The sequence below is a fragment of the Kitasatospora sp. NPDC059803 genome, from assembly GCF_042732255.1.
Lineage (GTDB): Bacteria > Actinomycetota > Actinomycetes > Streptomycetales > Streptomycetaceae > Kitasatospora.
In genome coordinates, this window is record NZ_JBHWIJ010000197.1 from 1 (window position 1) to 12,068 (window position 12,068).

Below are 12,068 nucleotides of genomic sequence, written 5' to 3' on the forward strand. Positions count from 1 at the left end.
GGCCCGCGCCCTCGCCGACGAGGGCGCCGGGCCGGACACCGTGGTCGCCCTCGCCGTGCCGCGCTCGGTGGAGTCGGTGGTCGCCACGCTGGCGACACTGAAGGCCGGCGCGGCCTTCCTGCCCCTGGACCCGGAGTACCCGGCGGAGCGGATCGCCCACATGCTGGCCGACTCCGCCCCGGCGGTCGTGCTCACCGACCACCGCTGGCCGCTCGCCGAGTCGCTGGACGGACGCACCGTGCTGCCCGTCGACGACGAGCTGTGGGCCTTCCACGACGACCACGACCTGCCCGGCACCGCCCACCCGGGGCACGCCGCCTACATCATCTACACCTCCGGCTCCACCGGCAGGCCCAAGGGCGTCGTGGTCTCCCGCGGCAACTTCGCCAATCTGCTGGCCTTCCACCGCGCCGAGGTCGGGGCCGCCGTCGAGCGAGCCCGGCCGGGCCGCCGGCTGACGGTCGCGCTCACCGCCTCGCTGTCCTTCGACGCCTCCCTGGAGGGCTTCCTCTGGCTCGCGGCCGGGCACGAGCTGCACCTGATCGGCGACGACGTGCGCCGCGACGCCGCCGCGCTGGTGCGCCACGCCGAGCGCACCGGGATCGACGTCCTCGACCTCACTCCCACCTACGCGGACCAGCTGATCGAGGAGGGGCTGCTCACCCGCTGCCCGCCGGCCCTGCTGCTGCTCGGAGGCGAGGCCACCGGCCAGGCCCTGTGGACCACCCTGCGGGACGCCCCGGACCTGATCGCGTACAACCTGTACGGCCCGACCGAGTGCACCGTCGACGCCCTGTACCACCGCCTCGCCGACAGCGAGCGCCCGCTGATCGGCCGCCCCCTCGGCAACCTCCGCGCCTACGTGCTGGACTCCCGGTTGAACCCGGTGCCGGCCGGGGTGCCCGGCGAGCTGTACCTGGCGGGGGCGGGTCTGGCCCGGGGCTACCTGAACCGGCCGGAGCTGACCGCCGAACGGTTCGTGGCCTGCCCGTTCGAGCCCGGGGAGAGGATGTACCGCACCGGCGACCTGGTGCGCCGCCGCCCGGACGGCGACCTGGACTACCTGGGCCGCACCGACCAGCAGGTCAAGATCCGCGGCTTCCGGATCGAACTCGGCGAGATCGAGACCGCGCTGACCTCGCAGCCCGGGGTGCTCCAGGCCGCGGTGCTGCCGTACGAGCAGGGCCCGGGCGGGGCGCGGCTGGTCGCCTACCTGGTCGGCCCGGCCGCGTCGGACCCGGCCGAGCTGCGCGCCGCCGTCGCGGCCGAACTGCCCGCCCACATGGTGCCGGCCGCCTTCGTGGCGCTGGAGGTGCTGCCGCTCAACGCCAACGGCAAGCTGGACCGCTCCGCGCTCCCGGCGCCGGACTTCGCGGAGTTCGCGGGTGGCCGGGCGGCGCGGACGGCGGAGGAGGAGATCCTCTGCGGGCTGTTCGCAGAGGTCCTCGGCGTCGAACGGGTGGGCGCCGACGACGACTTCTTCGCGCTCGGTGGTCATTCCCTGCTGGCGACGCGGCTGTTGAGCCGGGTGCGGTCGGTGCTGGGGGTGGAGCTGGGGGTGCGGGATGTGTTCGAGGCGCCGACGGTGGCGGGGCTCGCGGCCCGTTCGGGTGCGGCGGCCGGCCGGCCGGTGCTGTCGGGGGGCGTCGAGCGTCCGGAGCGGGTGCCGCTGTCGTTCGCGCAGCAGCGGTTGTGGCTGATCGACCGGATGGAGGGCCCCAGCGCGCTCTACAACGTGCCGGTCGCGCTGCGACTGGGCGGCGAGTTGGACGTGGCGGCGCTGGAGGCGGCGCTGGGTGATGTGGTGACGCGGCACGAGAGCCTGCGCACGCTCGTGGCCGAGGCGGACGGCGAGCCCTACCAGCGGATCCTGCCGCCCGAGGAGGCCCGGGTCGCCGTCGAACGCCGGGACTGCCCGGCCGACGCGCTGGCCGACGCCGTGGACGAGGAGTCCCGCCGCCCCTTCGACCTGGCGGCCGAACCCCCCTTCCGCGCGACCCTGCTGAGGACGGCCGAGGAGAGCCACGTGCTGCTCCTGGTGCTGCACCACATCGTCAGCGACGGCTGGTCGATGGGTCCGCTGCTGCGGGATCTGTCGACGGCGTACGCGGTCCGGTCCGGGGGCGAGGTGCCGGTGGTGGAGCCGCTGCCGGTGCAGTACGCGGACTACGCGCTCTGGCAGCGCCGACTGCTGGGGGAGGAGTCGGACGAGAGCGGCCTGCTGTCACGTCAACTCGACTACTGGCGCGGGGTCTTGACCGATCTTCCGGAGGAGTTGGCGTTGCCGGTGGATCGTGCGCGTGGTGTGGTGGCGTCGCATCGGGGTGACCGGGTGGTGCTGCCGCTGGGTGTGGAGTTGCATCGTGGGTTGGTGGGGTTGTCGCGTGCGCATCGGGTGACGTTGTTCATGACGGTGCAGGCGGCGTTGGCGGCGTTGTTGACCCGGTTGGGTGCGGGGACGGATGTGCCGATCGGCACGGTGGTGGCGGGTCGTTCGGATGAGGCGTTGGACGAGTTGGTCGGGTTCTTCGTCAACACGCTGGTGCTGCGCACCGATACGGCGGGTGACCCGAGTTTCGCGGAGTTGCTGGGTCGGGTGCGGGAGTCGGATCTGGGGGCGTTCGGGCACCAGGACGTGCCGTTCGAGCGTCTGGTGGAGGAGCTGAATCCGGCGCGGTCGTTGGCCCGCCACCCCCTGTTCCAGGTGATGCTGGTCCTGCAGAGCAACGAGCAAGCCGAACTGGAGTTGCCCGGACTGCGCGTCGAGACCCTGCCGGCCGGGACCGGGGTCGCCAAGTTCGACCTCAACGTGATCATGGAGGAGGTCTTCGGCCCGGACGGCGAACCTGCCGGGATCGACTGCGCGATCGACTTCGCGACGGATCTGTTCGACCGGGAGACGGTGGAGTCGCTGGCGGTGCGGTTCGGGCGGTTGCTGCGGGCGGTGGTGGAGAGTCCGGAACTGCCGGTCGGGCGGGTGGAGTTGTTGGCGGCGGACGAGCGGGCCGGGCTGGTGGGGGGCGGGTTCACGTCGTTGCCGTCGCGGGTGTCGCTGGTGCCGGAGGTGTTCGAGGCACAGGTCGCGCGGACTCCGGAGGCGGTGGCGCTGGTGTGCGGCGCCGAGACGTTGACGTTCGCCGAGTTGAATGTGCGGGCGAATCGGCTGGCGCATCGGCTGATTGCCGCGGGGGTGGGGCCGGAGTCGGGTGTGGCGTTGGCGCTGCCGCGTTCGGTGGAGTCGGTGGTGGGGTTGCTGGCGGTGTTGAAGGCCGGCGGGGTGTACCTGCCGCTGGACGCCGAGTACCCCGCTGACCGCATCGCCCATACGCTCGCCGACGCGCAGCCCGTCCTCGCCGTGACCGACGATCGCTGGCCGCACCCGGAGTTGCTGGCCGGGCTGACCGTGGTGGAGGCCGGTGACGTGGCCGGTCCGGAGCCGGACCCGGTCGCGCGGGCTTCGGCCGGGGACGCGGCGTATGTGATTCACACGTCGGGTTCGACGGGTCGTCCGAAGGGTGTGGTGGTGTCGCACGGGAGCCTGGCTGCTCTGCTGGCGGCGCATCGCACCGGTGTGATGGCGGGTCGGGTGCGGTCGCGGGTGGCGTTGACGGCGTCGTTGTGCTTCGACGCTTCCTGGGACGGCCTGTTGTGGCTGATGGCCGGGCATGAGCTGCACCTGGTCGGTGATGAGGTGCGCCGGGACGCGGCAGCGCTGGTGCGCCATGTCGGGGAGTGCGGTATCGGGGTGCTGGAGGTGACGCCGTCCTACGCCGAACAGCTGGTGGAGGAGGGGTTGTTGGCCGAGTCGGCGCCGGAGCTGTTGCTGCTCGGTGGTGAGGCGGTGGGCCAGGCCCTGTGGACCACCCTGCGGGAGGCTCCGGCGACGGAGGCGTACAACCTGTACGGGCCGACGGAGGCGACGGTGGACACGCTCGTCCACCCGCTGGCCGCGACGGAGCAGCCGGTGCTGGGCCGTACGGTCGCCGGGACGCATGCCTATGTGCTGGACGAGTGGCTGAACCCGGTGCCGGCCGGGGTGCCCGGTGAGCTGTACTTGGCGGGGGCGGGTCTGGCCCGGGGGTATCTGAACCGGCCGGGGCTGACCGCTGAGCGGTTCGTGGCCTGCCCGTTCGCGTCCGGGGAGAGGATGTACCGCACGGGCGACCTGGTGCGCCGCTCCCGCGAGGGTGAGTTGGAGTACCTGGGCCGTACCGACCAGCAGGTCAAGATCCGCGGCTTCCGGATCGAACTCGGCGAGATCGAACAGGTGCTGGTCCGCCACGACGCCGTCCGCCAGGCGGTCGTCACCACCCGGGAGAGCGACGACGGCGACCGCCGGCTGGTGGCCTACTGCGCGGTGACCGAGCAGATCCCTGGGATCGCCCTCGACCTGCGGGAGTTCGTCGCCCGGGCACTGCCCGGCTACATGGTGCCGGCCGCCGTCGTCCCGCTCACCGCTCTGCCGCTCACCGGCAGCGGAAAGGTGGACCACCGGGCCCTGCCGGCGCCGGACTTCGCGGAGTTCGCGGGTGGCCGGGCGGCGCGGACGGCGGCGGAGGAGATCCTCTGCGGGCTGTTCGCCGAGGTCCTGGGGATCGCCGGGGTCGGCATCGACGACGACTTCTTCGCGCTCGGTGGTCATTCCCTGCTGGCGACGCGGTTGTTGAGCCGGGTGCGGTCGGTGCTGGGGGTGGAGCTGGGGGTGCGGGATGTGTTCGAGGCGCCGACGGTGGCGGGGCTCGCGGCCCGTTCGGGTGCCGGGGTCGGTCGTCTGGTGCTGTCGGCGGAGGCGGAGCGTCCGGAGCGGGTGCCGTTGTCGTTCGCGCAGCAGCGGTTGTGGCTGATCGACCGGATGGAGGGCCCGAGCGGGCTCTACAACCTCCCCGTGCTGCTCCGCTTGGGCGGTGGGCTGGATGTGGCGGCGCTGGAGGCGGCGCTGGGTGATGTGGTGGCGCGGCACGAGAGTTTGCGCACGCTCGTGGCCGAGGTGGACGGCGAGCCGTACCAGCGGATCCTGCCGCCCGAGGAGGCCCGGGTCACCGTCGAGGTCCTGCCCGTGGGCACCGACCCCGAGAGCTGCGTCGACCGGCCGTTCGACCTGTCCGCCGACCTGCCCATGCGCGTCCAGGTGATTCCGGGCGGGTCCGACGGAGACCTGCTGGTGCTGGTGCTGCACCACATCGCCGGTGACGGCTGGTCGATGGGTCCGCTGCTGCGGGATCTGTCGACGGCGTACGGGGTGCGGTCCGGGGGCGGGGTGCCGGTGGTGGAGCCGCTGCCGGTGCAGTACGCGGACTACGCGCTCTGGCAGCGCCGGCTGCTGGGGGAGGAGTCGGACGAGAGCGGCCTGCTGTCGCGTCAACTCGACTACTGGCGCGGGGTCTTGACCGATCTTCCGGAGGAGTTGGCGTTGCCGGTGGATCGTGCGCGTGGTGTGGTGGCGTCGCACCGGGGCGACCGGGTGGTGCTGCCGTTGGGTGTGGAGTTGCATCGTGGGTTGGTGGGGTTGTCGCGTGCGCATCGGGTGACGTTGTTCATGACGGTGCAGGCGGCGTTGGCGGCGTTGTTGACCCGGTTGGGTGCGGGGACGGATGTGCCGATCGGCACGGTGGTGGCGGGTCGTTCGGATGAGGCGTTGGACGAGTTGGTCGGGTTCTTCGTCAACACGCTGGTGCTGCGCACCGATACGGCGGGTGACCCGAGTTTCGCGGAGTTGCTGGGTCGGGTGCGGGAGTCGGATCTGGGGGCGTTCGGGCACCAGGACGTGCCGTTCGAGCGTCTGGTGGAGGAGCTGAACCCGGCCCGGTCGCTGGCCCGCCACCCCCTCTTCCAGGTGATGCTGCTGCTGGAAGGCGACCGGACGGCCTCGGCGCCGCTCATCCTCGGCGCCCTGCCCGCCACCGTGCAGTCGACGGCCGGATCGGTGGCCAAGTTCGATCTGAGCATCGGCATGGGCGAGACCTTCGACGCGGACGGCGAGCCCGCCGGCCTGGAATGCGCGATCGACTTCGCGACGGATCTGTTCGACCGGGAGACGGTGGAGTCGCTGGCGGTGCGGTTCGGGCGGTTGCTGCGGGCCGTGGTGGAGCGCCCGGAACTGCCGGTGGGCCGGGTGGAGTTGTTGGCGGCGGAGGAGCGGGCCGGGCTGGTGGGTGGCGGGTTCACGTCGCTGCCGTCGCGGGTGCCGCTGGTGCCGGAGGTGTTCGAGGCACAGGCTGCGCGGACTCCGGAGGCGGTGGCGCTGGTGTGCGGCGCCGAGACGTTGACCTTCGCCGAGTTGAATGTGCGGGCGAATCGGCTGGCGCATCGGCTGATCGCTGCGGGCGTGGGGCCGGAGTCGGGTGTGGCGCTGGCGCTGCCGCGTTCGGTGGAGTCGGTGGTGGGGTTGCTGGCGGTGTTGAAGGCCGGCGGGGTGTACCTGCCGCTGGACGCCGAGTACCCCGCCGACCGCACCGCCGACACCCTGGCGGACTCCCGTCCGTCGCTGGTACTGACCGACCCGCGGTGGCCGCTGCCCGAGGTCCTGGCGGGCCTGCGGACGCTGGACGTCACCGAGGACGGCCCCGGCCCCGAGAGCGATCCGGCCCCCCGCGTCACCGCGCAGGATGCGGCGTATGTGATTCACACGTCGGGTTCGACGGGTCGTCCGAAGGGCGTGGTGGTGTCCCACGGGAGCCTGGCCGCTCTGTTGGCGGCGCATCGCACCGGTGTGATGGCGGGTCGGGTGCGGTCGCGGGTGGCGTTGACGGCGTCGTTGTGCTTCGACGCTTCCTGGGACGGCTTGTTGTGGCTGGTGGCCGGGCATGAGCTGCACCTGATCGGTGATGAGGTGCGCCGGGACGCGGCAGCGCTGGTGCGCCATGTCCGCGAGCGCGGTATCGGGGTGCTGGAGGTGACGCCGTCCTTCGCCGAGCAGCTGGTGGAGGAGGGGTTGTTGGCCGAGTCGGCGCCGGAGCTGTTGCTGCTCGGTGGTGAGGCGGTGGGCCAGGCCCTGTGGTCGCGGTTGCGGGAGGCGCCGGCGACGGAGGCGTACAACCTGTACGGCCCGACGGAGGCGACGGTGGACACGCTCGTCCACCCGCTGGCCGCCACGGAGCAGCCGGTGCTGGGCCGTACGGTCGCCGGGACGCATGCCTATGTGCTGGACGAGTGGCTGAACCCGGTGCCGGCCGGGGTGCCCGGCGAGCTGTACTTGGCGGGGGCGGGTCTGGCCCGGGGGTATCTGAACCGGCCGGGGCTGACCGCGGAGCGGTTCGTGGCCTGCCCGTTCGCGTCCGGGGAGAGGATGTACCGCACGGGCGACCTGGTGCGCCGCTCCCGCGAGGGTGAGCTGGAGTACCTGGGCCGCACCGACCAGCAGGTCAAGATCCGCGGCTTCCGGATCGAACTCGGCGAGATCGAACAGGTCCTGAGGCGGCACCCCCGGGTGTCGGGGGCCGTCGTCCGCCCGGTCGAGGACCGGGCAGCGGGCACTCGTCTGGTCGCCTACGTGGTGGCCGACGGCCGGCTGGACCAGGCAGGTCTGCGGGCCTTCGCGGGCGGGTTCCTGCCCGGCTACATGGTGCCGGCCGCCGTCGTCCCGCTCGACGCGCTGCCGCTCACCGGCAGCGGCAAGCTCGACCACCGGGCCCTGCCCGCCCCGGACTTCGCCGAACTCGCCGGGGGCCGCGCGCCGCGCACCGAACAGGAACGGGTCCTCTGCGGGCTGTTCGCCGAGGTCCTGGGGATAGCCGGGGTCGGCATCGACGACGACTTCTTCGCGCTCGGCGGTCACTCCCTGCTCGCGATGAAGCTGCTCGCCCGGATCCGTGCCGCCCTCGGCGCCGACCTCGGGATGCGCGCGCTGTTCGAGGCCCCGACCGTCGCCGGACTGGCCGGTCGGCTCGGTGCCGGGCCGGCCGCCGACGCCCTGGACGTGCTGCTGCCGCTGCGCACCGGTGGCGGCCTGGCCCCGCTGTTCTGCGTCCACCCGGCCGCCGGCATCAGCTGGGTCTACTCCGGCCTGCTGCCGCACCTCGGCGCCGACCGGCCGGTCTACGGTCTGCAGGCCCGCGGCCTGCGCGGGGAGGCACCGGCGAGCGTCGCCGAGATCGCCGAGGACTACGTGCGGCAGATCCGGGCGGTGTGGCCGTCCGGCCCGTACCACCTGCTCGGCTGGTCCTTCGGGGCGGTCGTCGCGCAGGAGATGGCCGTCCGGCTCCAGGCCGAGGGCGCACCGGTCGGTGTGCTCGCCCTGCTCGACGGCGCACCGGTCACCGGCCACGGTCCGGCGGCCGTCGACGGGCCGGAGGAGGACGAACCCGTCGACACCCTGGCCGAGTTGCTGCTGTCACTGGGCTACGACCCGGAGGCCGGGCGCGGCCAGGCCGAGCTGGCCGCCGTCCTGGGGGAGGCCGCCGTCGAGCTGCCCGGCATGTTCGAGCGGCACCGCAAACTCATGGCCGAGCACGTGCCCGGCCGCTACCGGGGCGACGCCGTCTTCTTCGGCGCGACCCTCGACAAGCCCGCCGACTGGCCCTACGAACGGTCCTGGCGGCCGTACCTGGACGGCCGGATCGAGCCCCACCGCCTCGCCTGCGCGCACGGCGAGCTGACCCGTCCGGAACCCCTCGCACGGATCGCCTCCGTGCTCGCCGAGAAGCTTGGAGAGTGACCCGCGATGTCCGTCACCACCCCCGCCATGGCTCCGCCGGAGCCGTCCCGCAGCCGCTGGGGGCTGTGGGCCCAGGCCGACTTCCGTCGGCTCTGGATCGGTGAGACCACCAGCGGTCTCGGTACGGCGGTCGGCAACGTGGCGCTGGCCCTGGTGGCCGTCGTCACCCTGCACGCCAGCCCGCTCGCGGTCGGCCTGCTGACCGCCTCGGCCTGGCTGCCCTGGCTCTTCCTCGGGCTGCCGGCCGGTGCCTGGGTGGACCGCTGGCCCAAGCTGCGGGTGATGCTGGTCTGCGACCTGCTGCTGCTCGTCCTGTTCGTCAGCGTGCCGGTGGCCGGCTGGCTCGGTGTGCTGACCATGGCCCAACTGGTGCTGGTGGCCCTGCTGACCGGCGGGGTGAAGGTGTTCTTCTCCACCGCGTACGGGGCGGTGCTCCCGTCGCTGGTGGCCAAGGAGGACGTGCTGGAGGCGAACGTCAAGCTGCGTTCCGGGGAGTCGGCGGTGGAGATCGCCGGTCCCGGTGCGGCCGGCCTGCTGTCGCAGGTCTTCGGCGCGACCAGCGGCCTGCTCGCCGACGCGGTGAGCTACCTCGTCTCGGCGGTCTGCGTTGCCCGGATCACCGTGGTGGAGCAGCCTCCGCCGCCGTCGCAGCGGCGGGGCATCCTGAAGGAGATCGGCGAGGGCGTGGGCTTTCTGGCCCGCGACCCGTACCTGCGGACGCTGGCCTGCTTCGGTGCGGTCGGCAACCTCGGGCTGAACGGCATCCAGGCCGTCCAGACGGTCTTCCTGGTGCGCAGCGTCGGCATCGGATCCGGCGAGGTGGGCCTGGTGTTCGCGGTGGTGAGCATCGGCGGGCTGGCCGGCGCGGCGGTGGCCGGGCGGCTGGCCCGGCGGCTGGGCAGCGCCCGCGGGCTGCTGCTGTGCGAGCTGGTGGTCGCGCCCTTCATCTTCCTGCTGCCGATGGCCGGCGACCAACTGCCGCTCGCGGTCAGCGCGCTCGCGTGGTCGGTGGCCGTCTGCGGCGTCGTGGCCGGGAACGTGCTGGCCGGCAGTTTCTACCAGTCCTACTGCCCGCCCGCGATGATCGGGCGGATCAGGGCCAGCGCCTCGACCGTCAACTACAGCGCGATCCCCCTCGGCGCCCTGCTCGGCGGCTGGCTCGGCGAGGTGCTGGGCCCGCGCACCACGATCTGGATCATGGCGGGCGTGCTGCTGTCCGCAGGCGCCGTGCTGCTGGCGAGCCCGCTGCGCGGAATGCGCGACTTCCCGGCGCGCCCCGAGCACGGCGACCACCGTGCCGACGACGCGCGGCCCGAGCCCGCCGTCTGACCTCGCCGTCTGACCCGCCGTCCGACCCCGCCGTCTGAGCCCACCGTCCGACCCCGCACACCCCGCCCCGCCCGCCCGATCCCTCACCCCGGAGTCCCCCGATGACCCGCACCGCCCGCCCGCGCCACTACCTGATGTGCCGTCCGACCCACTTCGAGGTCACCTACGCGATCAACCCGTGGATGGACCCGGCGAAGCCGGTCGACACCGGGCTCGCCGTGGCGCAGTGGGAGCGGCTGTACGCGCTCTACCAGGAGCTCGGTCACCGGGTCGACCTGATCGACCCGATCCCGGGCCTGCCCGACATGGTCTACGCGGCCAACGGCGCCACCGTGGTGGACGGCAAGGTGCTCGGCGCCCGCTTCCGCAACGCCGAGCGGGCCGCCGAGGGCCCCGCCTACCTGGAGTGGTTCCGCGCCAACGGCTACCCCGAGCTGCACGATCCGGAGCACGTCAACGAGGGCGAGGGGGACCTGCTGCTGACCGCGGGCTCCGTGCTGGCCGGGCGGGGCTTCCGCAGCGTGGCCGACGGGCACGCGGAGGCCCAGGAGTTCTTCGGGCGCCCGGTGATCGGCCTGGAGCTGATCGACCCGCGCTACTACCACCTGGACACCGCGCTGGCCGTGCTGGACGGCGACGAGATCATGTACAACCCGGAGGCCTTCTCCGCGGGCAGCCGCGAGGTGCTGGGCCGGCTGTTCCCCGACGCCCTGCTGGTGGACGGCGCCGACGCGGCGGTGTTCGGCCTCAACGCCGTGAGCGACGGCCTGCACGTGGTGCTGCCGGAGGCGGCCGTCGGCCTGGCCGCGCGGCTGCGCGAGCGCGGATTCCGGCCGATCGGGATGGACCTCAGCGAGCTGCTCAAGGGCGGTGGCAGCGTGAAGTGCTGCACCCTGGAGATCCGCGCGGCGGCCTGAACGGCAGCCTCGACGGGTGGCCTGAGCGGGCGGCCTGAGTGGGCGGCAGTGATCACCGGTGCTCGGTTGTAGATCCGCCGTTGAACGCCCCCGGCCAGACTGGTGCCACACCACGACGGAAGCCCTTCCCCACCAGGGAAGCGAGCCAAGGGAGCACCAGAGATGACGCAGCGTCCGGCCACCGCCCCCATCCGCCTCCGCCTGTTCACGGTCGGTCTCGGGGTGGCCGTCGCCCTGGGTGCCGGTCTCTCCGCCACGGCCGCCGTGGCGGAGACGGCCGGCACCGGGACGGCGACGGTGGTGAGCGGCGGCGCGACGCCGACGCCCACCCCCGCCCAGCCCAGCCCCACCGGCACCGTCCACGGCAGCACCGGCGACTGGAACAGCACCGGTTCCTGACCGCACCGGTTCCAGACCGCACCGGCTCCAGACCGCACCGGAACAGCGGCAGGATCGATTCTTCAGTAGCTGGTCATCAGCTCGTCAGCGGCCCGGCCCGCAGCTCGTCACCGGAGCACCCGCCGCCCCCCGGCCACCGCCCCGACGCCCATCCGAGACGGACGGAGCCGCCGGCGTCGACGGAGCCGAAGCGGCCGAAGAGGCCGAAGAGCCCGAAGCAGCCGTAGCGGCCGGAGGGTTCGAACCCTCCCCCCGGGGCAGCAGCCCCGCCACCTCCTCCGCCTCCGGCAGCCCCAGCCGGACGAAGATCCGGTGCGCCTCCCGCAGCCGGCCCCACGCCGCGGCCTCCCGCCCGAGGTCCGCCAGCGTCCGGCCCAGCACCACCAGCGCGTGGCCCTGGTCCCGCTTGGCCCCCAGTTCCTCGCACAGCGTCAGCGCCTGCCCGGCGTGCTCCAGCGCCTCGTCCGTCCGGCCCAGCGAGCGCAGACTGTCCGCCATCCGGTAGCGGGCGTGCGCGGCCCGGGCCCGCAGCCCGGCCGCCGAGGCCACCGCCAGGCACTCGCCGAACCAGGTGACGGCCTCCTCGTGCTGCCCCAGCCTGTGCAGTGCCAGCCCCAGTACGTACAGCGTGTACGCCCGGCCGGGATCGTCGTGGGGGGGGGGCGCGGGGGCGGGCGCCGCGGGGCCGAGCGGTTAGGGGGCGGCGGCCCCCCCCCCGCGCACCCCGGCCCCCCCCGCGGGGGCCCCCCGGACCCACGCCCCCCCCCCGG

The 12,068-nt window shown here is 73.4% G+C and carries 4 protein-coding genes and 1 pseudogene; 4 read left to right on the top strand and 1 reads right to left on the bottom strand.

Translation table 11 applies throughout. From position 1 onward, the window contains the following. From ACFV6I_RS26780 to ACFV6I_RS26795, 4 genes are all read left to right on the top strand, one after another. On the top strand, nt 1-8,653 hold an 8,653-nt coding region (locus tag ACFV6I_RS26780; protein ID WP_380428100.1), incomplete at its 5' end, for an amino acid adenylation domain-containing protein. A 6-nt stretch (nt 8,654-8,659) separates the two neighbouring features. Further along, the gene (locus ACFV6I_RS26785; protein ID WP_380345948.1) at nt 8,660-9,982 is read left to right on the top strand and encodes an MFS transporter; all 1,323 of its coding nucleotides are present in this window, start codon (nt 8,660-8,662) and stop codon (nt 9,980-9,982) included. Nucleotides 9,983-10,083: 101 nt separating this feature from the next. Beyond that, nucleotides 10,084-10,899, top strand: coding sequence for a dimethylargininase (gene ddaH, locus ACFV6I_RS26790; protein ID WP_380428102.1), 816 nt, complete (start codon nt 10,084-10,086; stop codon nt 10,897-10,899). A gap of 162 nt (nt 10,900-11,061) precedes the next feature. Then, complete coding sequence (locus tag ACFV6I_RS26795; protein WP_063350324.1) at nt 11,062-11,298, top strand: hypothetical protein; 237 nt, start codon at nt 11,062-11,064, stop codon at nt 11,296-11,298. Nucleotides 11,299-11,382: 84 nt separating this feature from the next. Here ACFV6I_RS26795 and ACFV6I_RS26800 read toward each other — a convergent pair. Then, nucleotides 11,383-11,931, bottom strand: a pseudogene (locus ACFV6I_RS26800) (tetratricopeptide repeat protein); the annotation flags it as partial. Nucleotides 11,932-12,068: the final 137 nt, after the last annotated feature.